General features: G+C 64.5%; 36 protein-coding genes and 4 tRNA genes. 24 read left to right on the forward strand and 16 right to left on the reverse strand.

What is annotated here, in order from left to right; all coding sequences use genetic code 11:
• Positions 1-50: 50 nt before the first annotated feature.
• From ABE473_RS06025 to ABE473_RS06040, 4 genes are all read left to right on the forward strand, one after another.
• A complete protein-coding gene (locus ABE473_RS06025) occupies positions 51-1,466 on the forward strand; it encodes a hypothetical protein (RefSeq protein ID WP_346478592.1) in 1,416 nt (471 codons plus the stop codon).
• Positions 1,463-3,310 carry an excinuclease ABC subunit UvrC gene (gene uvrC, locus ABE473_RS06030; RefSeq protein WP_179459282.1) on the forward strand — a complete coding sequence of 616 codons (1,848 nt, stop codon included), beginning with the start codon at positions 1,463-1,465 and terminating at the stop codon, positions 3,308-3,310. The genes ABE473_RS06025 and uvrC overlap by 4 nt, the downstream gene beginning before the upstream one ends.
• A gap of 9 nt (positions 3,311-3,319) precedes the next feature.
• Positions 3,320-3,943 (forward strand): CDP-diacylglycerol--glycerol-3-phosphate 3-phosphatidyltransferase, encoded by a 624-nt coding sequence (gene pgsA / locus ABE473_RS06035; RefSeq protein WP_176989601.1) that lies wholly within the window; start codon positions 3,320-3,322, stop codon positions 3,941-3,943.
• Positions 3,944-3,990: 47 nt separating this feature from the next.
• A tRNA-Gly gene (locus ABE473_RS06040) sits at positions 3,991-4,066 on the forward strand.
• An 89-nt stretch (positions 4,067-4,155) separates the two neighbouring features.
• Here ABE473_RS06040 and ABE473_RS06045 read toward each other — a convergent pair.
• Positions 4,156-4,500: a hypothetical protein gene (locus ABE473_RS06045; protein ID WP_346488814.1), complete on the reverse strand. Its 345-nt coding sequence runs from the start codon at positions 4,498-4,500 to the stop codon at positions 4,156-4,158.
• Positions 4,501-4,706: 206 nt separating this feature from the next.
• Between ABE473_RS06045 and ABE473_RS06050 the strand changes: the two genes are divergently transcribed.
• From ABE473_RS06050 to ABE473_RS06070, 5 genes are all read left to right on the forward strand, one after another.
• Positions 4,707-4,782, forward strand: a tRNA-Gly gene (locus ABE473_RS06050).
• A gap of 146 nt (positions 4,783-4,928) precedes the next feature.
• Positions 4,929-5,004, forward strand: a tRNA-Gly gene (locus tag ABE473_RS06055).
• A 77-nt stretch (positions 5,005-5,081) separates the two neighbouring features.
• Positions 5,082-5,155, forward strand: a tRNA-Cys gene (locus ABE473_RS06060).
• A gap of 233 nt (positions 5,156-5,388) precedes the next feature.
• Positions 5,389-6,387: a hypothetical protein gene (locus ABE473_RS06065; RefSeq protein ID WP_346488815.1), complete on the forward strand. Its 999-nt coding sequence runs from the start codon at positions 5,389-5,391 to the stop codon at positions 6,385-6,387.
• The gene (locus ABE473_RS06070; protein ID WP_346488816.1) at positions 6,384-6,914 is read left to right on the forward strand and encodes a hypothetical protein; all 531 of its coding nucleotides are present in this window, start codon (positions 6,384-6,386) and stop codon (positions 6,912-6,914) included. Before ABE473_RS06065 ends, ABE473_RS06070 begins: the two co-directional genes overlap by 4 nt.
• Here ABE473_RS06070 and ABE473_RS06075 read toward each other — a convergent pair.
• From ABE473_RS06075 to ABE473_RS06090, 4 genes are read right to left on the reverse strand one after another with little or no spacing between them, the layout of a single operon-like run.
• A complete protein-coding gene (locus tag ABE473_RS06075) occupies positions 6,911-7,936 on the reverse strand; it encodes a tyrosine-type recombinase/integrase (RefSeq protein ID WP_346488817.1) in 1,026 nt (341 codons plus the stop codon). The two genes, ABE473_RS06070 and ABE473_RS06075, sit on opposite strands and share 4 nt — an antisense overlap.
• 1 nt (position 7,937) lies before the next feature.
• Positions 7,938-8,150, reverse strand: a complete 213-nt coding sequence (locus ABE473_RS06080; RefSeq protein WP_070427019.1) for a DUF4224 domain-containing protein — start codon at positions 8,148-8,150, stop codon at positions 7,938-7,940.
• Positions 8,140-8,439: a hypothetical protein gene (locus ABE473_RS06085; protein ID WP_346488818.1), complete on the reverse strand. Its 300-nt coding sequence runs from the start codon at positions 8,437-8,439 to the stop codon at positions 8,140-8,142. The genes ABE473_RS06080 and ABE473_RS06085 overlap by 11 nt, the downstream gene beginning before the upstream one ends.
• Before the next feature lie 13 nt (positions 8,440-8,452).
• Positions 8,453-9,160, reverse strand: a complete 708-nt coding sequence (locus ABE473_RS06090; RefSeq protein WP_346488819.1) for a hypothetical protein — start codon at positions 9,158-9,160, stop codon at positions 8,453-8,455.
• Positions 9,161-9,167: 7 nt separating this feature from the next.
• Here ABE473_RS06090 and ABE473_RS06095 point away from each other — a divergent pair, with 7 nt between their 5' ends.
• Positions 9,168-9,665, forward strand: a complete 498-nt coding sequence (locus tag ABE473_RS06095) for a hypothetical protein (RefSeq protein ID WP_346488820.1) — start codon at positions 9,168-9,170, stop codon at positions 9,663-9,665.
• A gap of 38 nt (positions 9,666-9,703) precedes the next feature.
• On the opposite strand, the gene ABE473_RS06100 is transcribed toward ABE473_RS06095, so the two are convergent.
• From ABE473_RS06100 to ABE473_RS06145, 10 genes are all read right to left on the reverse strand, one after another.
• Entirely contained in the window at positions 9,704-9,940 is a 237-nt protein-coding gene (locus tag ABE473_RS06100) for a hypothetical protein (RefSeq protein ID WP_346488821.1), read from the reverse strand.
• Positions 9,933-10,151 (reverse strand): hypothetical protein, encoded by a 219-nt coding sequence (locus ABE473_RS06105; protein ID WP_346488822.1) that lies wholly within the window; start codon positions 10,149-10,151, stop codon positions 9,933-9,935. The genes ABE473_RS06100 and ABE473_RS06105 overlap by 8 nt, the downstream gene beginning before the upstream one ends.
• A complete protein-coding gene (locus tag ABE473_RS06110) occupies positions 10,144-10,704 on the reverse strand; it encodes a hypothetical protein (protein WP_346488823.1) in 561 nt (186 codons plus the stop codon). Before ABE473_RS06110 ends, ABE473_RS06105 begins: the two co-directional genes overlap by 8 nt.
• A complete protein-coding gene (locus ABE473_RS06115; RefSeq protein ID WP_346488824.1) occupies positions 10,701-11,240 on the reverse strand; it encodes a hypothetical protein in 540 nt (179 codons plus the stop codon). Before ABE473_RS06115 ends, ABE473_RS06110 begins: the two co-directional genes overlap by 4 nt.
• On the reverse strand, positions 11,233-11,415 hold the full coding sequence (locus ABE473_RS06120) for a hypothetical protein (RefSeq protein WP_346488825.1): 183 nt from the start codon (positions 11,413-11,415) through the stop codon (positions 11,233-11,235). Before ABE473_RS06120 ends, ABE473_RS06115 begins: the two co-directional genes overlap by 8 nt.
• Entirely contained in the window at positions 11,403-11,537 is a 135-nt protein-coding gene (locus ABE473_RS06125; protein WP_346488826.1) for a hypothetical protein, read from the reverse strand. Before ABE473_RS06125 ends, ABE473_RS06120 begins: the two co-directional genes overlap by 13 nt.
• Positions 11,534-11,722 carry a hypothetical protein gene (locus ABE473_RS06130; protein WP_346488827.1) on the reverse strand — a complete coding sequence of 63 codons (189 nt, stop codon included), beginning with the start codon at positions 11,720-11,722 and terminating at the stop codon, positions 11,534-11,536. Before ABE473_RS06130 ends, ABE473_RS06125 begins: the two co-directional genes overlap by 4 nt.
• Entirely contained in the window at positions 11,719-12,141 is a 423-nt protein-coding gene (locus ABE473_RS06135; RefSeq protein ID WP_346488828.1) for a hypothetical protein, read from the reverse strand. Before ABE473_RS06135 ends, ABE473_RS06130 begins: the two co-directional genes overlap by 4 nt.
• The gene (locus tag ABE473_RS06140; RefSeq protein WP_346488829.1) at positions 12,138-12,335 is read right to left on the reverse strand and encodes a hypothetical protein; all 198 of its coding nucleotides are present in this window, start codon (positions 12,333-12,335) and stop codon (positions 12,138-12,140) included. The genes ABE473_RS06135 and ABE473_RS06140 overlap by 4 nt, the downstream gene beginning before the upstream one ends.
• A 486-nt stretch (positions 12,336-12,821) precedes the next feature.
• Positions 12,822-13,340, reverse strand: a complete 519-nt coding sequence (locus ABE473_RS06145) for a hypothetical protein (RefSeq protein ID WP_346488830.1) — start codon at positions 13,338-13,340, stop codon at positions 12,822-12,824.
• Positions 13,341-13,354: 14 nt separating this feature from the next.
• Between ABE473_RS06145 and ABE473_RS06150 the strand changes: the two genes are divergently transcribed.
• From ABE473_RS06150 to ABE473_RS06215, 14 genes are all read left to right on the forward strand, one after another.
• Positions 13,355-13,900, forward strand: a complete 546-nt coding sequence (locus ABE473_RS06150) for a hypothetical protein (protein WP_346488831.1) — start codon at positions 13,355-13,357, stop codon at positions 13,898-13,900.
• Between the two features lie 58 nt (positions 13,901-13,958).
• The gene (locus ABE473_RS06155; protein WP_313424187.1) at positions 13,959-14,144 is read left to right on the forward strand and encodes a hypothetical protein; all 186 of its coding nucleotides are present in this window, start codon (positions 13,959-13,961) and stop codon (positions 14,142-14,144) included.
• 29 nt (positions 14,145-14,173) lie between these two features.
• A complete protein-coding gene (locus ABE473_RS06160) occupies positions 14,174-14,365 on the forward strand; it encodes a hypothetical protein (protein ID WP_346488832.1) in 192 nt (63 codons plus the stop codon).
• A gap of 6 nt (positions 14,366-14,371) precedes the next feature.
• Positions 14,372-14,686, forward strand: coding sequence for a helix-turn-helix domain-containing protein (locus ABE473_RS06165; protein WP_346488833.1), 315 nt, complete (start codon positions 14,372-14,374; stop codon positions 14,684-14,686).
• 3 nt (positions 14,687-14,689) lie between these two features.
• Entirely contained in the window at positions 14,690-15,577 is an 888-nt protein-coding gene (locus ABE473_RS06170) for a helix-turn-helix domain-containing protein (protein WP_346488834.1), read from the forward strand.
• Positions 15,567-16,220, forward strand: a complete 654-nt coding sequence (locus ABE473_RS06175; RefSeq protein ID WP_346488835.1) for a hypothetical protein — start codon at positions 15,567-15,569, stop codon at positions 16,218-16,220. Before ABE473_RS06170 ends, ABE473_RS06175 begins: the two co-directional genes overlap by 11 nt.
• Positions 16,220-16,429, forward strand: a complete 210-nt coding sequence (locus tag ABE473_RS06180; protein WP_346488836.1) for a hypothetical protein — start codon at positions 16,220-16,222, stop codon at positions 16,427-16,429. The genes ABE473_RS06175 and ABE473_RS06180 overlap by 1 nt, the downstream gene beginning before the upstream one ends.
• Positions 16,429-16,794 (forward strand): Ref family recombination enhancement nuclease, encoded by a 366-nt coding sequence (locus tag ABE473_RS06185; RefSeq protein WP_346488837.1) that lies wholly within the window; start codon positions 16,429-16,431, stop codon positions 16,792-16,794. The genes ABE473_RS06180 and ABE473_RS06185 overlap by 1 nt, the downstream gene beginning before the upstream one ends.
• Positions 16,791-17,261: a hypothetical protein gene (locus ABE473_RS06190; protein ID WP_346488838.1), complete on the forward strand. Its 471-nt coding sequence runs from the start codon at positions 16,791-16,793 to the stop codon at positions 17,259-17,261. Before ABE473_RS06185 ends, ABE473_RS06190 begins: the two co-directional genes overlap by 4 nt.
• A gap of 49 nt (positions 17,262-17,310) precedes the next feature.
• Positions 17,311-17,514 (forward strand): hypothetical protein, encoded by a 204-nt coding sequence (locus ABE473_RS06195; RefSeq protein WP_346488839.1) that lies wholly within the window; start codon positions 17,311-17,313, stop codon positions 17,512-17,514.
• Positions 17,515-17,545: 31 nt separating this feature from the next.
• A complete protein-coding gene (locus tag ABE473_RS06200; RefSeq protein WP_346488840.1) occupies positions 17,546-18,205 on the forward strand; it encodes a hypothetical protein in 660 nt (219 codons plus the stop codon).
• A 428-nt stretch (positions 18,206-18,633) separates the two neighbouring features.
• On the forward strand, positions 18,634-19,056 hold the full coding sequence (locus ABE473_RS06205) for a type II toxin-antitoxin system HicB family antitoxin (RefSeq protein ID WP_346488841.1): 423 nt from the start codon (positions 18,634-18,636) through the stop codon (positions 19,054-19,056).
• A gap of 257 nt (positions 19,057-19,313) precedes the next feature.
• Positions 19,314-19,520, forward strand: a complete 207-nt coding sequence (locus ABE473_RS06210) for a hypothetical protein (protein ID WP_346488842.1) — start codon at positions 19,314-19,316, stop codon at positions 19,518-19,520.
• The gene (locus ABE473_RS06215; RefSeq protein WP_346488843.1) at positions 19,517-20,056 is read left to right on the forward strand and encodes a glycoside hydrolase family protein; all 540 of its coding nucleotides are present in this window, start codon (positions 19,517-19,519) and stop codon (positions 20,054-20,056) included. Before ABE473_RS06210 ends, ABE473_RS06215 begins: the two co-directional genes overlap by 4 nt.
• A gap of 164 nt (positions 20,057-20,220) precedes the next feature.
• Here ABE473_RS06215 and ABE473_RS06220 read toward each other — a convergent pair whose 3' ends face one another.
• Positions 20,221-20,433, reverse strand: a complete 213-nt coding sequence (locus tag ABE473_RS06220) for a hypothetical protein (RefSeq protein ID WP_346488844.1) — start codon at positions 20,431-20,433, stop codon at positions 20,221-20,223.
• Positions 20,434-20,463 lie beyond the last annotated feature (30 nt).

Genomic DNA, 20,463 nt, shown 5'->3' on the forward strand with positions numbered 1-20,463 from the left:
ATGACCGTGGCACGACGGATGCATGACGCCGAGTCCGGCATAATCGGGGCATGAACGTCCAGCCCGTCCAGGATCTGCCTGAATTCGCCACCTGGCTCAACGCCCCGCCGACCACCCTCGCCGAGCTGCAGGGACGGCCGGTGGTGTTGGCCTTCGTCAATGCCGCCTCGGTGTGGTGCGCGCAGCGGCTGGCCGAGCTGGCCCAGTGGCAGTCGCGCAACCCGGGCAAGCTGCAGCTGCTGGTGCTGCAGGTGCCGCGTTTCGATGGTGAACGCGATCCCGCGCAGTCGCTGAAGCTGCTCCGGCGCCAGGGCCTGAACGCCCCGGCGCTGCTGGATGCGGAGTGGGACGGCTGGCGCCGCTTCGGCGTGACCGCGTGGCCGACCCTGGTCCTGCTGGATGCCCAGGGGCGCGAGCGCGAACGGCTGGTCGGCCTCGGCGGCGAACTGGAGCGCGCCCTCACGGCGCTCTGCGAAGGCAGTTCGCGGCCGTCCGATGAGGACCTGCACGGCGCCCGCGAACTGAGCCCCGAACCGCGCCTCGCGCTGCGCTTCCCGACCGGGCTTGCGGTGACCACCGAGCGCCTGTACATCGCCGATACCGGGCATCACCGCGTGCTGGAATGCAGCCACGGTGGCCGCGTGCTGCGCCAGTTCGGCATGGGCACCGCCGATTTCATGGACGGGGGCCAGGCCGAAGCAGCCTTCCACCACCCGCAGGGCCTCGCGCTGGAGCGCGAATGGCTGTACGTCGCCGACACCGGCAATCATGCGTTGCGCCGCATCCATCTGCTGTCCGGCCAGGTCGATACGCTGTGCGGCACCGGGCGCCCCGGCGAGCCGATCGAAGGGCCGGTGGCAGATCCGCGCCGTACCGCGCTCAACCACCCGCAGGGCCTGGCGGTCGCCGACAACCAGATCCATATCGCGATGGCCGGCGACAACCGCATCTGGAGCTATCACCTCGGCCAGCGCAGCCTGCAGTGGCGCGCCGGCAGCGGTGCGATCGACGCGCGCGACGGTAGCGGTCATCTGGCCGCGTTCGCGCAGCCGTGCTCGGTCGCGGCGGTCCAGCAGGTGCTGTACGTCTGCGATGCACTCGGCTCGTCGATCCGCGCCATGCAGCTGCGCGGCGATCTGGTGCAGACACTGGTCGGGCAGGGCCTGTGGACCTTCGGCGAACAGGATGGCCCGCGGGCCTCGGCGCTGCTGCAGTATCCGCAGGCGATCGCGCTGAGTCCGGATGCCCCGTTGCTGTGGATCGCCGATGCCGGCAATGGCCGCCTGCGCACGCTGCGCCTCGGCGGGGGCGAGCTGAGCACGCTGGAGCTGCCGCGTCGCCTGCATGGCCCGGCCGGCCTGGCGCTGGGCGGCGGTGCGGTCTGGATCGCGGAGACCGACGCCCATGCCGTCCTCCGTTTCGACCCCGTCAGTGGTGTCCTGAGCGACGTGCCGATCAACGAATGACTGTTTCTTCCGCCCCCGCCTTCGATGGCAAGGCATTTGCGGCCCACCTGAGCACCGCCCCCGGCGTGTACCGCATGTACGCTGCCGACGACACCCTGCTGTACGTCGGCAAGGCGCGTGCGCTGCGCAACCGCGTGGGCAGTTATTTCAACGGCACGCCCAAGACCACGCGGATCATGTCGATGCTGTCGCAGGTCGCACGCATGGACGTGACCGTGACCCGCTCGGAAGCCGAGGCGCTGCTGCTGGAAAACCAGCTGATCAAGTCGCTCTCGCCGCGCTACAACGTCTCCCTGCGTGACGACAAGACCTATCCGCACGTGCTGCTGACCCGCGAGCAATGGCCGCGCATCGCGCTGCACCGTGGCCCGCGTGCGGTGCCGGGGCGGTACTTCGGGCCGTACCCGGGCGTCACCGCGGTGCGTGAAACGCTCAACCTGATGCACAAGCTGTTCAAGCTGCGCAGCTGTGAAGACAGCGTGTTCCGCAACCGCTCGCGGCCCTGCCTGCAATACCAGATCGGCCGCTGCAGCGCGCCGTGCGTGGACCTGGTGGCGGCGGAGGACTATGCCGAATCCGTGCGCCGCGCCTCGATGTTCCTGGAAGGCAAGAGCGACCAGCTCGCGCGCGAGCTCGGCACCCAGATGCAGACCGCCAGCGAAGCGCTGGAGTTCGAGCAGGCCGCGCGCCTGCGTGATCTGATCGCCTCGCTGCGCAGCATGCAGACCCGTCAGTACGTGGACGGCCGCGCTGCCGACCTGGACGTGCTCGCCTGCGCCACCCAGGGCGCCAGTGCCTGTGTGCTGCTGCTGGCCTTCCGTGATGGCCGCAACATGGGCACGCGGCCGTTCTTCCCGCGCACCAATGGCGAAGAGAGTGCCGACGAGGTGCTGGGCGCGTTCGTGTCCCAGTATTACGCCGAGCACGCCCCTCCGCGCGAGATCCTGCTCGACCGCGAGATTCCCGATGCCAGCCTGATCGAATCGGCGCTGAGTGCCTCCGCCGAGCACAAGGTGCAGCTGCGGTGGAATGTCCGTGGCGAGCGCGCCGGGTATGTGGAGCTGGCCGCGCGCAATGCGCAGATCACCCTGGTGACCGAACTGGGCAGCCGCACCGCGCAGCACGCGCGCAGCGAAGACCTGCGCCAGATGCTCGGCCTCACCGAGCAGGTCAAGCGGGTCGAGTGTTTCGACATCAGCCATACCATGGGCGAAGCCACCGTGGCCTCGTGCGTGGTGTTCGATGCCGCCGGGCCCGTGCGCAGCCAGTACCGCCGCTTCAACATCAGCGGGATTGAACCGGGCGATGACTATGCCGCCATGCGCCAGGCGATCGAGCGGCGCTTCCGCCGTGCAGTCGAAGAGGATGGCGTGCTGCCCGATCTGCTGCTGATCGATGGTGGCGCCGGCCAGTTGGCCCAGGCGCAGGCCGCACTGGCCGATCTGGGCGTGGAAGGGGTGATGCTGGTCGGCGTGGCCAAGGGCGTGGAGCGCAGGGCAGGGCATGAAGCCCTGGTCATGCCGGACGGCCGCGAGCTGCGACCGGGCGCGGCCTCACCGGCGCTGCAGTTCATCCAGCAGGTGCGCGACGAGGCCCATCGCTTCGCCATCACCGGCCACCGCGGGCGCCGCCAGAAGGCCCGCATGACCAGCAAACTCGAAGATATCCCCGGCATCGGCCCGCGCCGGCGTGCCAGCCTGCTCAAACATTTCGGCGGGCTGGTCGGCCTGAAAGCCGCCGGCGAAGCGGAAATCGCGAAGGTGGAAGGCATCAATGACGCCCTCGCTGCGCGTATCTACGCTAACCTTCATGGACTGCCCACGCCCGACGCGGCGGGCGAGTAGAGAGACGCAATGAAGTTGACCCTCCCCACCTGGCTGACCCTGCTGCGGATCGTGATGATCCCCGTGCTGGTGCTGGTGTTCTATCTCCCCTACAAGTGGACCAATTTCGCCTCCGCGGCGATCTTCGGCCTGGCCGCGCTCACCGACTGGCTCGACGGCTGGATCGCCCGCCGCTACGACCTGCAGTCCGCGTTCGGCGCGTTCCTGGATCCGGTCGCGGACAAGCTGATGGTGGCGGTGGCACTGTTCCTGATCGTGCAGGGCCATCCCACGGCGTGGATGGCGGTCTGGGCGGCGGTGATCGTAGGCCGTGAGATTGCCGTCTCCGCACTGCGCGAATGGATGGCGGAAATCGGCCAGCGCGCCAAGGTGCGCGTGGCTGTGATCGGCAAGGTGAAAACCACCGCGCAGATGGTCGCGCTGCTGTGCCTGCTGTATTCGGTCGCACCGCACACCCCGATGCAGGACATCTGGATGGGCATCCAGGTCTTCCATATCGGCGACTGGACCCTGGCGATCGCCTCGATCCTGACGCTGTGGTCGGGCCTGCAGTACCTGCACGCGGCCTGGCCGAGCCTGCGCGAAGACGAGCGCCTCGCGCGTGAGAGCGCCAAGGCGAAAAAGAATGCGTAAAGGGCTGTTGACAGCCCTGCATTTGGCTGTAGAATTTCGCCTCCCAAGCGGGAATAGCTCAGTTGGTAGAGCGCAACCTTGCCAAGGTTGAGGTCGCGAGTTCGAGTCTCGTTTCCCGCTCCAGATACTGTTTCCATCGCGATCCGTCGCGAACGGAAACGCCGAAAAAAGCGACCTTCCGGGTCGCTTTTTTCGTATGCGCGTGTCTGCGGTCAGTGGCGCGTTCCGATCCGGACGTTGCACCACGTGCGGATGTTCCCGCGGTCGAACCCGGGACAGCTGTTTTCGATGGGCAGGTACACGTAGAGCGCCTGCTCCGTGTGCGCGAAGTGGTAATAGTTCGTGCGGTCTTTGCCGTACAGCCAGTAGTTCGATGAGCCCGGGTTGATGACGTAGGGCTCGAACGAGAGGATCGATGATTCGGCCGGGATCACGTTGCTCCTGTCGGTCAGCATCATCCAGGCATTGGAGACGACGTGGGTGGTCGCGCCGACGATGGCGAGGGCGCCGATCAGGGCGGCGGTGGCGAGGCTGGCAATGCGGAGAGGGCGTCGCATGCGGTGATTCATGGATTGACCGGGGAGGGGCAGGGCAAGGCCGGCAAGTGCCCCGGGGCGGCCCGGAGCAACGCACGGAATTGCCGCCAAAAGGATGTTGACGACGTGAAGGAATTCCGACAGAATAGCGCTCCTTCGACGCAGGTCGAGGGGCCGACAGCCTCCAGCGCCCCAGGGTGCGGTGCGGTCGGGGCAAGTGAAAGTCTGCGGGAATAGCTCAGTTGGTAGAGCGCAACCTTGCCAAGGTTGAGGTCGCGAGTTCGAGTCTCGTTTCCCGCTCCAGATTTCGACAGGGCCCCCTTGGGGCCTTGTTTTTCTCCGCGGTGGCACGCGGGCATCCGGTCCGGCGGCATCGACCGGGATGTGAAAAAAGGTGTGAAAAAGCTGGCGTGTTTCGAGTGGTTTCGGTAACATGCACGCTTGATTTTGCGGGAATAGCTCAGTTGGTAGAGCGCAACCTTGCCAAGGTTGAGGTCGCGAGTTCGAGTCTCGTTTCCCGCTCCAAATCCTGACCAGGCCCCGTTCTCGGGGTCTTGTTTTATCGGGGCACGCAACACGCCTTCGATGATCGTAGGGTCACCGGCCTGGTGGCAGAGTGGTCATGCAGCGGACTGCAAATCCGCGTACGCCGGTTCAATTCCGACCCAGGCCTCCATTAAGAATCAAACACTTAGCCCGCTCAAAGCGGGCTTTTTGTTTTCCGCAATTTGGGGGCTTTTCCGCAACTTCTTCGTGGATGGCACTCGCGACCCCGTTTGGACCTGGTTCGAGGTCCACATTTATCTGCTGTCAGATTGACGCCGACGGGGTCTCACCCCATGCGATGGGGGTCTGTCAGCATCCTCGCCAGTGGGTATAGTTGTCCCTCATGGACCAAGGGGGCACAGGATGTCGAAGTTCAGTACGAGGTTTTACAGAGTCACCCACGCGGGCTACTTCAGGTACGGAGTTCAGGAGCCTGAGCTAGGTAATCTCGAGTTTTTCTTGGAGGAGCTTAGTGAGTACGCGGATGGGAAGACGCTCGAAGAGACGAAGGTCGAAGGAAGCGGCGATCGCTTAACGACGTATCTCTTCGATGTCAAAAAGCATGGTAGCTGCTGGGTCATTGTCCTCTGGAACGAGGTGCCGGCAGAGGACGGTGCGGTGGCGTCTGTTCCAGGCTCGGCGATGGTGGGCGGGGCGACGGTCGTGGCCAATCCTGTTGCTGCCAACAGCATCCCGGGGTTCCCGACTTACTTCCTGTTCATTCCAGAAGCGGACCTTGTTGCCACAGTGAGCAGCGGAGACACCGTGTTGGGGCTGCCGCAGTTTAAGCACTACGCGCAATACTTCTTGGAGAACTCAACAAGTTTGGTGGCCTTCGCGGAAGAAGACGGCGAGGTTGAAGTGCTGGGCTACCTGGATGCTGAAGGTGAAGTGCTTAACAATCTCCGTGCCAGATTCGAAATCCAGCTGAAACGTGGCGGCAAGCAGACCGCAGCAATTATTCAGCGTGCGGCCTCTATTCGTTCAATTCTACGAGTTGCTGAGATCAAGACGATCACCCAGCCTGACCGCGCAAGGTTCCAGAGGTTCTTGGATTTTTGGGGTATGACTGCGCAACCAGCGAGCAAGGTCGTTCGTATCCGCCAAGAGATTCCTGTGACGGTCACCGCTGAGCAGGTGCGCACGATGATTGAGGACATTGAAGAGTCTCTCGTCCCGAAGCGGAACGATCTGGCGTTCAAGTTTGAAAGGGATCCGAAACCCTACTGGCTTAGTGGTGGTATTCCGACCGGTAGCTATGAAGTTGCGGTCGACAAGGCAGATGGAGTCTTCCCTGCCGAAGAGCTGGCCAAAGCGTTCTCCCGCAAAAAAACACAGATTATTAACGACGCGAATCCATGAGTCTCTGGCAAAAAATTGTACTGGTGACCGTATGGGTAGGAGTGCTTGCAGCAGCACTCCTCTTGGGCGGTGCCGTACCTTTTGCAGAACAATGGCCGTTGTATGAGGCTTTGAGGAATACGGCGGCGATCATTTTCGCCGTCGTGGGTGCTTGGCTAGCGATCGTCTACCCTGAGCGACTTAAAATGTCACAGGGAAAGGCCCCTGGTGCGGAGCCAAAAAGCCCGGATAAGCTTGTCAAGTTGCTGGAGCCGATCGTCAATTCAACGGTCATTCTGGCCGTTGTATTGATCGTGGGCCTCATCGCACCTTTGATAAAGACTGCTCCTTTCGTAAGGGAGCACGTCGAGGTTTTTAGAGCGATCTCGTTCATCATTTTGGCGTCACTTACGCTATTGCAGGTCTGCACAGTGATTCTCACTCTGATCCCAGCGAGCGATGTGAGGGACCAAATACTTGGCGAGAAGGCTGTAAAGCACACAGTCGCCTCGGTTTTTTCTCGTGGCAAACGGAAGAACCGTGGTTAGCGGGTAGGTGTTACCTTCGTTCCTCGGCGGTTTCGAGTGTAATGCTCGGTCATGACCACGGACGAGTGACCCATCTGTTTCTGCGCTGCGCGCACATCGCCAGAGGCATCTGCCTTGTCTGTGGCGGCCTTTGCCCGAAGGTCGCGGAACTGCAGGCCGACCACGCCAGCCAGCTCGCACGCTTTCGCCCACTTCCTGGACATCGCGTTCACTCCGATCGTCCGCCCATTCTCATTCACGATCAGGCGAGTGCTGTGTACCTTGTACGCAGACTTCCTTGCCCGGATACGCCGCAGCAGTTCTTCCAGCTCGCCGGCCACCGAGATCCGCAGTTTGGCGCGCGTCTTCGCCTGCTGCACGTTGAGAACCCCATCCCGAACGTCCATTTCCGAAAGCGACAGTACGTCTGACGGCCGCTGGCCCGTCAGGTACGCGAGGTCCATGGCATCCCGCAGGCATGCATCCGCCGCCTGCCAGATCGCCGCGAACTGGTCATCCTCGACATATGCGTCGCGCCCGGTCTCCTTGAATCCCTTGATGCCCGCGCACGGGTTGGGTAGCGCCGTGTACCCCTTGTCACGCGCGAAGTTCCAAATGTGCGAGAGCAGCGCCTTCTCGCGGTTCGCACGCACGTAAGCGGTGTCGGCCTTCGTCCGCCAAGTCATGTACTGCCGAACATCGACGGGCTGGATGCCCTCCAGGGGCGCCGGCGGGTCGTCGAAGAACTCCTTGAGCTTGGCGATTTCCTTCTGATTGTCCGCCAAGGTACGCGAGGCCTTCCGCACTGCGACCTCGGCCATGTACCGGTCGGCGACCATGGCAAAGGTCAGCACCGCTGCCTTGGGCAGATTGGTCTCGTGCTCGAGCTCGGCCCAGCGCTTGATGGCCAGGCCGTAATCGGTCCCCAGCGAGGTCTCGCGGCGCGGCTTTCCGCCGTGATCATAGAAGTAATACGTGACCTTGCCGCGCTGGCGCACACGGAACCGGGGGATGGCTCCTAGCTTGGTGGGTTTCCTTCCCATTTCAGGCCGCCTTGTTCGACTTCCAGGAGCCGGCACCGGCCGGCGTCGCGCGCTCAGTCTGCTCCAGGCTGGCCCTTATCACCACGGGCCAGCCGTGGGCGTCCAGATAATGCCGAATGCCGTTGCGCTGGAGAAAGGTGACCTGTCGCGCTTTCTGAGGGGTGCGGCACAGCTGCCGGACCTCTTCACGCGACAGGCAGATATCAACTGCCATTTGCCAGCCTCCCTTCGCCCGGGATCGCCAGACGCATCTGGATGACGTTGTCCCCCGGCGCCGCAATCGCGGGCAGTACCTTTCGCGCGCTGCGGGCAGGGCGGTTGATGCGCCGCCATTCGGCCAAGGCCTCGCCGGGCTCTGCGTGCTTGCTGGTCGCGCGGCACCGGCACTCGACGAAGTGGCCGCCGCCGGCGGCCAAGCCGCGCAGGTCGTGGATGTGCCGCGCGCTGTGACCGGCGGCGCAGTCCGGCAGCGGCTCGGGGTGGCTGATGTGTCGCTGGGTCATAGTGCCTCCAGGGTCAGGCGGCTTTCTTCGGCCGCGAGGATGAACTGCGCCGCTTGGTGGGGATTGATTGCATTGCCGTAACCGCGCAGGCGCACCACTCGGGCGGATACCCCATGAGCCAGCGGGAATGTTCCGGGTTCAACTGGCCGCCACTTTCCATCCCGGCATCCGAGCCAGTCAGCAGCTGCCCAGAAGCCTTGAAGCGGGCTGGACCGATCTGTTGCACCTGGTGCGCCAACATCGTGACCGCATCCCCGCCGACCGTCTGTTGCTTCCGTGCCACGAAGTTCTCCGCCGATCCGCCGGGTTCGGTCGCTGTCGGCGTCCCCCATCCGGCCCAGTGGACCTTCGACCCGAGCCCACAATCGTTGCCCCGATAGACCCCCGTCGCCGCACTGAGGCGCTGTTTGCGTGCCCAAACTTTCTCGGGGTCCGTGTTCGGTTCCATGGCGCAGGGTGTTGGCCACCCGGCAAGCATCACAAAGTCGTTCAGATCGTTCGATCGCTCCGGATTCAACGCTCTCTTCGCCTGACCTCCCCCCGATCCGTCGCTGGCTTGTGGGGTCGGCCATCCGCACAAATGCACTGCAATGTCGGCCGTGCTGATTTGGGGGTCGGACGCCTTCCGATTGCCGATGATCGGCGGCCGCGGCTTCGCATCGACGATCGTGCTGTTCGGCGTCGGCCAGCCGACGCACACAGTGCGGACTTGCTTGTCCAAGGAGGCAGTGTTCTGGTTGATCCCGCTTCCCTTTCCGTCCGATGCTTGGGGCGAAACCCACCCAGTAGGTACGGTCTCGGATATGCGGCGCGCCGATGCCCGCAGACGGGAAAGCAATCGCCCCCCCGGCATAACCCAGTGCTTCCAGGTCAGTGAGTACAAGGTCGAGCCAAGGGCCTGCAGCCGCGCTTGCAACCTGTTCTCCAATGACTGCTGCAGGGCGACACTGCTGGATGAGCCAGTGGAAGTGGGGCCAGAGGTGCCGCTCGTCAGCAAACCCATCGCCTTTGCCTGCCGAGCTGAAAGGCTGGCATGGGCAGGAACCAGTCCAAACCTGTCTGTCTTCGGGCCAGTCGGCGAGTTGCAGTGCCAGGGACCATCCGCCGATACCGGCGAAGAAGTGGCACTGTGTGTAAGGGGCAAGGTCAGCTGGTGCAACATCTTCAATACTCCTTTCATCTACAAAGCCGGCCGGAATTTGTCCGGCGGCGATCAGCTCCCGTAGCCAGGCGGCTGCTTTAGGGTCGAACTCGTTGTAGTAGTTCACCGGTCCTCCCGCAACCTGGTGCGCAGGTCACGCGGCGGCTTGACGGTGGCAAGGGTGGTGGTCTTGGTGCGCAGGGCGCGTGCGATGGCACGCAGCGCAATGTTCGCCTCCCGAACCCACCCAAGCCGCTGATCCATGCGGTTGGCGCGGAGATCTCTGGCAGCGTCAGTAGAGCCGACGCGCCAGTACTCCGCAGCCAGCAGCTCGCGCGCCTGCTGTTCGATATCAGCCATTGGTCGGCTCCCTTGCTTGGTCGAGTTCGCTGGCGCCCATCCGCAGCAGCTTGTGGGCGATGGCGTAGGTTTTCGGGTCCAAGTCGTCTGCGTGCTCAGTGGCTTCGAAGAACATCACGGCGAATGCAGCGATCACGCGCGCGTCCGGGGAGGCATCGGCGCTGTTGAGGATACGCATGGACTTCTCGCGGTTGAGTTCGATCTCAGGCATTCGCCACCCCCGGCGTTGCATCGCGCTGGCCGATCAGGGCGTCCACGGCTTCATCCACGCTTGTGTATTCCTGACGTGTGGGGCTGGGAATGGCCGGGGCGTCGCCCTTGAAGTCGATCCACGTCCAGCGCTTCAGCTGCTCGTCTTCGTCCCATTCAACCGACAGGAGGGGCGCGATGGCGCGCCAGCGTGCGGCGTCCTGCTGCTGCCCCAGGTCGATGCCCTGCGCGGGCTGGATCTTCAGGAAGGCTGGCACCGAGTACCGCCGGACAGACGACCCGCTTGCCCCTTGGTCGCGAAGTGCGGTCGCCTTCTGGCGTGCAGAGATCACGCGGGCCGAGTCTTCTTCATGGACCCACGCCACCGGCACCTGCGCCCCCGGCTGGCAGGCGGCGAGGTGCTGGGCGAGCGCGCATGCGAAGTCGGCGGCCAGTTCAGTCGCGATGTAGGTCGCGAAGTCGTGTCGACCCATCTCGCGGGCGAAAAAGTGAGCGATGTAGCAGCGGGCGCCATCGCTAGTGCTGAGCGCCGCGGCGGGCTTCTCGGTCGTCATGGCTTGCTTCCTTTCTCGTGGTCTTTGATGCGGTCGATGAGGTAGGTGGCTTCCTTCCGCCATTTGTCGCGGTCGAAAGGGTTGAGGTTCTTGGCGAGGTAGTGGAGCTGTTCGAGCGGCTGGATCAGCCAGGTGATGCGGAAGGGCATAGATGAGCGGTGGTCGCGGAGCGGGGCATGCGGCCGGCAGTCCGGTCCTGCGAGCCATTCGGCTTCGTCGCAGTCCAGGCATCGGCCGTCACCGTTGCTTCCGGGCGGCCATCGGTGCTCCTGCCTTCCGACCGGCGGGTGCAGGTAGAGCGCGCGGATGATCAGATTCCGCCGCCGGGGGTTGATCACGTCCTCGGGCTCGGCTTCTTCCCAGGGCTCTCTGCTGCCGCGGCGCCGGCACTCGTGCCGGACCGGCTTCTGCGAGCCATACAGCTGCTCCATGAAGACCTTTGCCCAAGCAGCGGCAACCTCAGCCGGCACGGGCTCGCCGGCGGCGCCAGCGCGGCGCATGGCGCGCACGGTGGAGGCCACGGTCGGATCAGCCATCGCGGCCGCGCCTCCACGCCGCGGGCACCTGGGTGGCGCAGAGGAGGGCGCCCATGAGCAGGTAGACGCCGGTGTCTTCGATGCCGGCCCAGGCCATGGCGAAGGCGACGGCCGCGAGCAGGGCGCCCAGCAGCACTAGCCCGCCGGCGCGCCAGTGGCGGATCAGCCCGCGCATCGGATCTGCTCCATCAAGGCGGCGAAGTGCTCGTCGTGGCGGCGCTGCAGCCAGGCGGCCGCCACCAGTGCGCCGGCGACGAAGCCGACGATCAGGCCGAAGGCGAAGTCGATCCCGCTCATGCTGCATCGCCTCCCGGCGCAGGACGGGCGGCGAGGGCGCGCGCTGCCATGCGGTTCTGGACGTCTTTCGAGTACCCGGCCCGGACCAGCTGGCCGACGGCGGCGCGGGAATCCCAGCCGCATGCGATGGCCTGCCGGCGGACGGACTGGGCGCGGTAGAACTGCTCGGCGGTCGTGACGCTCATGGGGCGACTCCTTTGATGAAGCTGAAGTTGCAAAGACCCCCGCAGCGGCCCCAGCGAGCATCGTCGCGAAGAGCTTTGATCTGGTCCTGCACCTCGGCCGTACGCTCGCCGACGAGATGAAAGGTCGTCTCGTGGCAGCCGGGAAATACCGACAGCTGCTCGGCAAGCCAGGTCGCGCGGAAGGCAGTGCGCAGCCCGCGTACGACGCATGCGCCGCTGGCTGTGTGGGTTACCTGCCAGTCGCCGATTTCTGTCTCATTGCCGCTGCCCATCAGCGTGGTTTCGTCATCGCTGTAGACGTGGTGGCAAAAGAACGGTCCGACCACGAAACCCGTGAATTCGTTGGGCGTGGTGGCATCCGGGCGCAGGGCGTCTTCCCCGCGTGGGAGCATGAGTGTTTGTGCGATCGCGGCACTCATGCCGCGGCCTCGCTGCTGACGGCCTGGCGCAGCTCGGCTGCCGCGCGCTGCAGATCTGCGGCGGCGGCGTCGGCTTCCTCGGCGGTGAAGTAGACGCGGCCGGCGGCACCGACGTGCATCGCGACTTTGTTGGAGATGGGCTGCGCTTCGAACCGGACAGGCCCGGTCGAGCTGCTGAGGGTGAGGGTGGCCATGAAGTCTCCGAGCCCCGGCCCGGATGGGCTGTTACTGGGGCAACGAGGCCACATTACCGAAACGGTTATAGAGCGTCAATACCGAAACGGTAATTCTTTTGCCCGCAGCATCCTAGGATCCGACGCGCGGTAAAAAAAAGACCCCGCAGGGCGGGGTCTTTTGCTGGGACAGGGCCTTATCCGTACCTCGCCCGAAGGAGGCCGGCATCTTCGAAGGTCACTCCGTCCCGGATGCAATCTAGGGCGCGTTCCAAATCTTGGTGCAGCGCCACCAGTTGATCGTCGCTGAGTTCCTCTATTCCAGCCAATCCAAAACACGCTTGGTCAATCAATAGCTGCATCGACGGACCCCAGTGATGCCGGTAGTGCCGGATCATTCGGTAGTGCGAGTCTCTCGTGATGCTGTCCATGCCTTGACGCATGGGTTTTGTAACCAATCGAAGCCGGGGTGAGGCTGGCCGTTGATCGCCACCTCCATCCATCGCTTTAGCCAGTCGCTTTGCCAGTTCCTGCAACTGGTCCTCTCGTAACGCCATCCTTACCCCCTTTTTGCTCCAACCGTTCAACAAACGCACGCATGAAATCGAGCACATTGCTGTCGTCCAGCGACCTAGCCTCCGCCACGATGGTGTCGTAGGCGACGGCCAGGGCCTCTGCATCGATGGCTGGCACGGGGCCGCCACCGCGGATCTCCGACACCAACTGCAGCAAACGTATTGCAGAGCGGAGAGTAGGGACATCAAGTCCCAAGGCGTGAGATTCGCCGGCTGGCCGATCCAGCGTGCCGCTGGGAATGCCCATCGCAGCTTCGAGGTCGCGTGCCAGTCGATGACCTATCCCTTTCGGGTTGGCCTCCGATATCCACTGGCTCACCTGGGGTTGTTGCCAGCGCGAACCGCCGTACTGGCGCGCCCATTCGGCTGGACCACCGGCCGCGGTCACGCGGTCGCGCATGTTGATGGTTCTGAGGGTGCTCGCATCCATGGCGGCAATGGTCCTATCCATTACCGTTTCAGGAAATGACCGAAACGGTATTGCAGTTGCATAACCGAAACGGTAATGTTGGCCTCATGAACCTTACCGACTACGCCACTTCGAAGGGGGGCACCGCCAAGCTCGGTTGCCCGATTCTGGCCAGCACGGCCACCGCTGCTAAGTGCAGTGCCGCCACGCTGTACATGATCGCGCGAGGCCATAAGCAGGTGAGCGCCCAGCTGGCCGTGCGCATCGCCGCTGCGACCGACAACGCGGTCACCGCCAGCGACTTGCGCCCAGACCTTTTCGGCGTAGCCGCGACGACCGTGCTGGGACCGGTGGCACCGGCGGTGCTGGCAGTCCCAATGACCAAGCGCGCGCTGCGCGAGAAGTTGGGGCTGGGCAATGACGGACACCTGGCAAAGGTGCTGAAGCTGTCCGTTGCCCAAGTCGAGGCTTGGCCGGAAGAGCAGGGCGTCCCGGCCCTCCCGCAGGTTGTCCAACTGCTCGGCGTGCAGCCGCAAGCAAAGGCTTCTGCCGCGCCGGAAGACGTGGATACCGATCGAATCGTTTCTGTTGATGCGGCTTGAAGTGCCGCGCGCTGAAGTGCGTGTTTTCACCCATCCCTCCTGAGGCTTTCATACGGACATGTACGCAGACCCTTCGAACATTCGTGATAACCCGATCAAGGTCCGGTTCAACGACTCGGAAAAAGCTGTGATCGAGGCCTTGGCGAACTTCAATGGCCGCCAGCCAGCTGTGTTCGTGCGCGACTTGGTGCTCGCTGGCCTGGCGTCATTGGAACAGCGTAGCTCTGATGCAGACGCCGCCTGAAGGGCCAGAAGAGTCCCGATGGAGGGCCTATGGAAATACTGCTGTCGCGCGACGAGCGAAAACGGCTTGAGCAGTACGCAGCCCACGCGGGGATGACCCTGGAGCAGGCCGCAACGGAGTTGGCACGCGCCGAATTGGGGCGGCGCTACCGACTGTCCCGGAGTAATGGCGATGTCGTCCCTTTTCAGGCCCTCAAGCGGCCCGATGAATCAACGAGGTAGTACACGATGAGCAGCCGTCTCGCGCGCTCGACTGATATCAGCACCAGCCATGAAGCCGCCGCGCAGGTCGTGTCCAGCGGGCTGCAGACCCTCCAGCAGGACCACGCCGTCGGCGCCATCAAGGCGCATCCGGGACTGACGAGCATGGAGCTGGCCAAGGCCACCGGCCACGACCGCTACATGCTCGCCCGCCGCCTCCCTGAACTGCTGGAAGACGGCCGCGCATGGCGTGGTCCGAAGAAGCCGTGCGCGGTCAGCGGCCGCAGCGCTTGCACCTGGTGGCCGGTGGCCCCGGGCGACAACTATCCACTGGCGATCTGAACCATGTCTACGATCATCATGAGCCAGTGCTGGCCGCTGCAGAACCTGAGTGTTACGCAGAAGGCTGTGCTCATCTCCCTGGCCGATCAGGCCAACGACGACGGCGTGTGCTGGCCGGCCGTCGGAACCATCGCCAAGCGCTGCTGCATGTCGGCGCGCGCTGTGCGCGATGCAATGGATCACCTCGAGCTGGTCGGCCTGCTGTCGCGCGAGCGCCGCTTCAACAGCAGCAGCGTCTACGCGGTAACTCCAGCGAAGTTCGATGCGTCCGCTGCCCCTTCGAAGAGCAAGCGAAAGGCCGGAAAAGCGGGGGATGCACCGGGTGCAGGTGATGCGCCCCATGCAGGGGGTGCGCCCGCTGCACCCGGGGCTGCGCCCGGTGCAGGGGGTGAGGCAGGGGGCGCAGGTCTGGAGGTGCGCCCCGTGCCGCCTAACCGTCATATAACCCCCATTGAACCGTCAGAAGAACCGCAAGTTCCGGCGCTGGCCGCGCCGATGTCGAAGGCGGCCCTCGAAGCGCAGATGCAGGAAGCCTGCAAGCAGACGTGGGCTGCCTACCGCACGGCCTACCGCCTGCGGCACGGCGTGGACCCGGTGCGCAACGCCAAGGTGAACACCAACGTGCGGGACTTGGTGAAGCGGCTGGGCCGGGAAGAGGCACCGCAGGTGGCCGGCTGGTTCCTGGGCGTCAACGAGCAGTACGCCGTGAAGCGCATGCACGACCTGGGCGTGTTGCTGGCTGGGGCCGAGGCATACCGGACGCAGTGGGCGACCGGCCGGCAGGTCACGACGACCAGTGCCCAGCACACGGACCAGACCCAATCGAATCTGAGCACCGCCGACGAAGCCAAGGCGCTCTTGCGCAAGGGGAGGGCGACCAATGCTGGCTGATCACGAACAGGACCGGCTCGTCGAGCTGCTGGTGGTAACGGCTGAGGTGATCGGCGACCAGCTGCGTCCCACCACCGCTGCGTACATGGTTCGGGACTTGTCCTGCTACCCGCTGGCGCAGCTGGAGCGCGCGCTGGAAGGCTGCCGCCGCGAGCTGAAGGGCCGCCTGTCCCTCGCCGCAGTGCTGGAACGCATCGACGACGGCCACCCCGCACCGAACGAAGCATGGGCGGTGGCCATCCAGGCAGCGGACGAACGCAACACCGTGGTCTGGACCACGCTCACCCAGCAGGCATGGAACACGGCGTTGCCGCTGGTCCAGGCGGGCGACAAGATCGCTGCACGCCAGGCCTTCTTGGAGACGTACACCCGGCTGGTGAAAGAGGCGCGCGCTGCACGCCTGCCGGCCAGCTATGCCCCGTCGCTGGGGTTCGACCTCACCAGCCGCAATGCGGCGCTCACGGATGCCGTGAGCAAGGGGCTGCTGGCGCACGACCAGGTGAGCGACCACCTGCAGCTGACCGCGGCGACGCCGGCCTTTAATCCGGTGGCTCTGTTGGCTGGGAAGGTCGAGGCCTCCCCGGGCGCCAACGCGAAGATCCGCGCGCGTCTGGAGGAACTGGCACGGGAGCTGGCCGCCTGATGCGCTCGGACAACAACCAGCTGGACATCTTCGTCCACGACCCCCGCCTCAGCGCCGCTCGGGAGGCGCCCTTGTGGCGTGCCGCCGCTGCGCAGGCCCTGATGGACTTTCAGTTCAGCGCAGTGGTGCGGAAGGACCGCCACGACTACTACCTAGCGAAAGCCGTCGAGCTGGAAGAAGTCGCCGCCCAGTCCAAGGCCGCGGCCTGATGTGGTCCAGCGCTCCACCGCCGACGAAGGCCGAGGCCGCGCGGATCGAGCTCGCCAAGACAGGCCCCTGCATGGCCTGTCTGATCCGGTTCTCCGAGGGCCTGATGGCTCAGCGCCACGTCGTCTACGGCTGTGAATACAACCACGCCAAGTCGGGAAACATCCGGCGCGGCCATTTCTTCGGCTACGCGCTGTGCCAGTGGCATCACCAGCGCTACCGGCACGAGCACATGACCCAGCAGCAGATGGTGGACCGGTGGGGACCGCCGCTGCACTGGTCGAAGAAGTTCCACGAGGCATTCGGCTCGGACGACGAGCTGATCGATCAACAGACCTACATCAACGAAATCAGGATGGCTGCGTGAGCGAGAGGAACAAGACATACGCCGATCAGGTTCGTTCGGCGTTCGACGAGGCCCCGGCGGAGGGACTGGGTTACGCCAACCTATACGAGAAGCTGGCCGCCGATGGCATGGACATCGAGCGCGGCAAGGAGCGCATCTGCAGCGTGCTGCGCTACTTGGTCGCCCGGGGCTACCTGATCAGGAGGGGTGAGCGTGAGAACGCCCGGTTTCGCCGGAGTGGCGCGGCGATGGCTAGGCCACGTCTGACTGATTCGCAGCGGACAGAGCGCAAGGCGGCAAAGAACCGTCGTCGCGGGGAGAGGATTCGGGCTGCGCGCGGCGTGGCGGTCGGGGTGCGCGCCGCGATGATCCCCAAGCCGGTCCTGGCAGCTCCCACGGCCAAGCCAGTGGTCGAGACGTTCGAGCAGTGGCGGGCCAGAGGCGGGGAAGTGGAGCGCCTGACTGCAGCCTGGGAACGGACGGGGTAGTGGGGCGGGCGTCGCGATCGGTGCGACGCACTGGGAAGAAGCTGGACGGATGGACCTGACCCGCTACGACGACAAGGCGCTGGCGCTGCTGAGCAGCATCCAGCAAGACATAGCCGCGATGCGATGGACGAGGGCGTGGACCGCCCCAGCCGTACGCCGCGAGGCAGAGCAGGCACTGCGCCGGGCACGCGCGCTGCGCCGTGAAATCAATCGACGAGAGCAAAAGGGGAAAGGCCATGGGGAATGTACGTGAGCTGCTGTCCAGCCGGATGGGGCCAACAACCGTGAAATTCGACACCGGCCGCGGCGGCACGCCGGACCTGACCACGCAGGACATCGCCGCAGCGCTGGGTATGGTGCCTGCCGGCCTCGGTCGTGAGTTGCTGGAGGCGCTGTGGTGGCCAGAGAGTGCTGCGCGTCGCACCGACCATCTGCGAAAGGCTGTCATCGCGCTGGTGGCTCCGGAATACAACCGACACCAGCAGATGCTGAGCTTGGCGCGGACGGAATACGGCATCGCCAAAACCTGCATGGGCTGGGCGGGCAATGCGGTTACGGACATGCAGCGCCGAGAGTTCGCGCGCGCTGAGGCAAAGCTTGAGGCCACGCGCGCGCTCAGCTGGCCCATCAGCACCATGGAGCAGCTTGGCGGCCTGGCGGTGGCTGTGATCGGTGAATTGGCGGCCGCCGGCTGCTGTAAGCAATGCGAGGGTGCGCGGACGCAGGCTGCATCGGAAGGCACAGGCGTCGTGGAGTGCGAAGCATGCGGCGGCAGTGGCCTGGAACAGCTGAGCGGTAGGAAGCGCGCAGCCGCTATCGGGGCCGATTGCTCGGCGTACAGCAGGTTTTGGCAGCCGGTGTACGAATGGATGCTGGTCCAGATGCGAGCGGCAGAGGGCGAGGCGGCGCGGCAGCTCGGACAGGCGCTTTCGCGCGCTGCATAGCGATGACTTGATAGGTCATCGGAAGCGCGGGCATTCTTGTCACTATCCAGACGCAAGCCCCGGCCAAGCCGGGGCTTTTTCTTTGCCCGCCCTCCAGCTATCTGCGTATCCGGCGAATCAGTTGAAATGACTTAAGCAAAAGTGTTTACAAGATAAGCAATAGTGTTTAGAATAGCCTCCAAGGACACACTAACAGGAGGCTGATGAAGACAAGCGAGTTTCGGCGGTGGTTGCAGGCCCTAGGCGTGGTGATGAAGGAAGGATCGAATCACACCAAGCTGTACTACGAAGGGAAGCAAACGGTACTGCCTCGACACGCTGCTGAGATGAAAGAGGGCACACGGAAGGCCATCATCAAGCAGCTAGGAATCAAGGAGCCGCCCCGATAAGGGGCGGCAGCTTGAGACTCGCGAAGTCCATCTGATCACATGCTCTATCCAGCAAAACTAGCGCCGGAAGACGGCGGGTTCGTGGTGACGTTCCGGGATATTCCCGAAGCGATCACGCAGGGCGATTCGAGGGAGGAGGCCATTGCGATGGCAGCCGATGCCCTCGCGACGGCAATGGAGTTCTACTTCGAGGATCGAAGGCCGGTTCCGGCCCCGTCCGAAGTACGACGGGGCGAGGTCGGCATTCCGTTGCCGGCTGGATTCGCCGCGAAGGTTCTTTTGTTGAATGAGATGATCGCCAAGAAGGTGACACCCTCAGAGCTGGCCCGGCGCCTGGGGACATCCCCCCAGGTGGTCAACCGGATTGTGAATCTGGGGCATGCGACGAAGATCGATACCATCGACGAGGCGTTGCGCGCGCTGGGGGCGAGGCTCGACCTCAGCGTTCACCAGGCCGCGTGAGGTAAGGCCGGAGATTCCGGAGAAGTAATCAGCAGGCCCTCCCCGCAACGGGAGGGCCTGCTGCTATGTGGCCGACCGGAAACCACAAGCGGCAGGCAAGAGAAAGCTATCTGTCGGATAGGGCGTGTTCCAGACGCCTGTCCATCCACCAGCCAACGCCCGCATTTACCCCTCGCGCCAAGACGGCAGCGGGGCGGGCACCTATTGACCAAACCGGGAGGGGCGAGATGCCGAACCGGATAAACCACGGGGCAACCATGCGGGACGAAATTATCAGCACCGCGGCGAGTGCTGCGGCGAAGGCCACGCCGCCGGTCGCTGTGGCCGGGGCCGTCGCCGGCGGCGTCAACCTCGACCGTTTGGTCGTGATCCTGACCGTCGTGTACCTGGTCGGCCAGATCACCTATCTGGCATGGCGCTGGGTCCGCGAGTGGCGGCAGGCAGCGAAGGCGGCAAAGGTATGAACAAGCCAACTGGGGTGCCAGTTCGTGTTCTGGTTGGCGGGCTGGTGCTGAGTGCTGCCGGATTCGCCTCTTGGTTGGGCTATGAGGGATTCACCGAGCGCCCAGTCATCCCAACGAAAGGCGACGTGCCGACAATCGGCCACGGATCCACGCGCTACGAGGATGGCACGCCGGTCCGGATGAGCGATGTAGCCATCACCAGGGAGCGCGCCGCAGCGTTGGCCCGCAATCTGCACAGCGAGGAAGAAGCACGATTCAGGGCCTCAATCCCCGGCGTGATGCTGACCCAAGGCGAGTACGACCTGTACGTCGACTTCACCGGGCAGTACGGCATCGGCAACTGGCGGGGCTCTTCCATGCGCCGGGCTCTGCAGGCGGGGCAGTACCGCGCGGCATGCGATGCGCTGTTGCTGTGGAAGAAACAGGCAGGCCGTGATTGCTCCCAGCCTCGCAACTGGGGCCCGCAGGGCTGCAAGGGCGTATGGACCCGACAGCAAGAGCGGCACGCCAAGTGCGTTGCCGAGCTTGGACCATGAGTCGGGGCCACGTCGTGGCTGGGCTGCTGCTCGCGTGGGGCGCGTCCTGCGTCTTCTCGTTCGCGGCGGGCTGGGCTTGGCGCAGCGATCGCGCTGCCCTCAGTGGCGCTACAGCCGACATCGCCGCTGGGCGTGAGGCGCTTGCCGGTGAGCAGGTGGCGCGGTCAGCTGATCGCGATCAAACAACGGGTGTGCAGCAGGCGGGAGACTCCGCCGATGAGCGAGAGGAAAGGATCGATGCTGAGTATCAAGAGCGGATCGCTGCTGCTGTCGCTGGCCGTGATGGCGAGCTTGGCCGGTTGCGCGGCCACTGGGCCAGTTGCGAAACCAACCGCCTGGCCGACGGTGCCGCCGCTGCCGCAGCGACTGCTGAACAAGACCGACTACGCAGGCTCGGTGCGGCAGGA

The sequence above is a fragment of the Stenotrophomonas sp. TWI700 genome, from assembly GCF_039673645.1.
In the GTDB taxonomy this organism is placed as follows: domain Bacteria; phylum Pseudomonadota; class Gammaproteobacteria; order Xanthomonadales; family Xanthomonadaceae; genus Stenotrophomonas; species Stenotrophomonas maltophilia_AA.

Coding starts and splice junctions, on each gene's coding strand:
- ABE473_RS06025 (WP_346478592.1), top strand. CDS start 51: ATGAACGTCCAGCCCGTCCAGGATCTGCCTGAATTCGCCACCTGGCTC.
- uvrC (WP_179459282.1), top strand. CDS start 1,463: ATGACTGTTTCTTCCGCCCCCGCCTTCGATGGCAAGGCATTTGCGGCC.
- pgsA (WP_176989601.1), top strand. CDS start 3,320: ATGAAGTTGACCCTCCCCACCTGGCTGACCCTGCTGCGGATCGTGATG.
- ABE473_RS06045 (WP_346488814.1), bottom strand. CDS start 4,500: ATGCGACGCCCTCTCCGCATTGCCAGCCTCGCCACCGCCGCCCTGATC.
- ABE473_RS06065 (WP_346488815.1), top strand. CDS start 5,389: ATGTCGAAGTTCAGTACGAGGTTTTACAGAGTCACCCACGCGGGCTAC.
- ABE473_RS06070 (WP_346488816.1), top strand. CDS start 6,384: ATGAGTCTCTGGCAAAAAATTGTACTGGTGACCGTATGGGTAGGAGTG.
- ABE473_RS06075 (WP_346488817.1), bottom strand. CDS start 7,936: ATGGGAAGGAAACCCACCAAGCTAGGAGCCATCCCCCGGTTCCGTGTG.
- ABE473_RS06080 (WP_070427019.1), bottom strand. CDS start 8,150: ATGGCAGTTGATATCTGCCTGTCGCGTGAAGAGGTCCGGCAGCTGTGC.
- ABE473_RS06085 (WP_346488818.1), bottom strand. CDS start 8,439: ATGACCCAGCGACACATCAGCCACCCCGAGCCGCTGCCGGACTGCGCC.
- ABE473_RS06100 (WP_346488821.1), bottom strand. CDS start 9,940: ATGGCTGATATCGAACAGCAGGCGCGCGAGCTGCTGGCTGCGGAGTAC.
- ABE473_RS06105 (WP_346488822.1), bottom strand. CDS start 10,151: ATGCCTGAGATCGAACTCAACCGCGAGAAGTCCATGCGTATCCTCAAC.
- ABE473_RS06110 (WP_346488823.1), bottom strand. CDS start 10,704: ATGACGACCGAGAAGCCCGCCGCGGCGCTCAGCACTAGCGATGGCGCC.
- ABE473_RS06115 (WP_346488824.1), bottom strand. CDS start 11,240: ATGGCTGATCCGACCGTGGCCTCCACCGTGCGCGCCATGCGCCGCGCT.
- ABE473_RS06120 (WP_346488825.1), bottom strand. CDS start 11,415: ATGCGCGGGCTGATCCGCCACTGGCGCGCCGGCGGGCTAGTGCTGCTG.
- ABE473_RS06125 (WP_346488826.1), bottom strand. CDS start 11,537: ATGAGCGGGATCGACTTCGCCTTCGGCCTGATCGTCGGCTTCGTCGCC.
- ABE473_RS06130 (WP_346488827.1), bottom strand. CDS start 11,722: ATGAGCGTCACGACCGCCGAGCAGTTCTACCGCGCCCAGTCCGTCCGC.
- ABE473_RS06135 (WP_346488828.1), bottom strand. CDS start 12,141: ATGAGTGCCGCGATCGCACAAACACTCATGCTCCCACGCGGGGAAGAC.
- ABE473_RS06140 (WP_346488829.1), bottom strand. CDS start 12,335: ATGGCCACCCTCACCCTCAGCAGCTCGACCGGGCCTGTCCGGTTCGAA.
- ABE473_RS06145 (WP_346488830.1), bottom strand. CDS start 13,340: ATGGATAGGACCATTGCCGCCATGGATGCGAGCACCCTCAGAACCATC.
- ABE473_RS06150 (WP_346488831.1), top strand. CDS start 13,355: ATGACCGAAACGGTATTGCAGTTGCATAACCGAAACGGTAATGTTGGC.
- ABE473_RS06155 (WP_313424187.1), top strand. CDS start 13,959: ATGTACGCAGACCCTTCGAACATTCGTGATAACCCGATCAAGGTCCGG.
- ABE473_RS06160 (WP_346488832.1), top strand. CDS start 14,174: ATGGAAATACTGCTGTCGCGCGACGAGCGAAAACGGCTTGAGCAGTAC.
- ABE473_RS06165 (WP_346488833.1), top strand. CDS start 14,372: ATGAGCAGCCGTCTCGCGCGCTCGACTGATATCAGCACCAGCCATGAA.
- ABE473_RS06170 (WP_346488834.1), top strand. CDS start 14,690: ATGTCTACGATCATCATGAGCCAGTGCTGGCCGCTGCAGAACCTGAGT.
- ABE473_RS06175 (WP_346488835.1), top strand. CDS start 15,567: ATGCTGGCTGATCACGAACAGGACCGGCTCGTCGAGCTGCTGGTGGTA.
- ABE473_RS06180 (WP_346488836.1), top strand. CDS start 16,220: ATGCGCTCGGACAACAACCAGCTGGACATCTTCGTCCACGACCCCCGC.
- ABE473_RS06185 (WP_346488837.1), top strand. CDS start 16,429: ATGTGGTCCAGCGCTCCACCGCCGACGAAGGCCGAGGCCGCGCGGATC.
- ABE473_RS06195 (WP_346488839.1), top strand. CDS start 17,311: ATGGACCTGACCCGCTACGACGACAAGGCGCTGGCGCTGCTGAGCAGC.
- ABE473_RS06205 (WP_346488841.1), top strand. CDS start 18,634: ATGCTCTATCCAGCAAAACTAGCGCCGGAAGACGGCGGGTTCGTGGTG.
- ABE473_RS06210 (WP_346488842.1), top strand. CDS start 19,314: ATGCGGGACGAAATTATCAGCACCGCGGCGAGTGCTGCGGCGAAGGCC.
- ABE473_RS06215 (WP_346488843.1), top strand. CDS start 19,517: ATGAACAAGCCAACTGGGGTGCCAGTTCGTGTTCTGGTTGGCGGGCTG.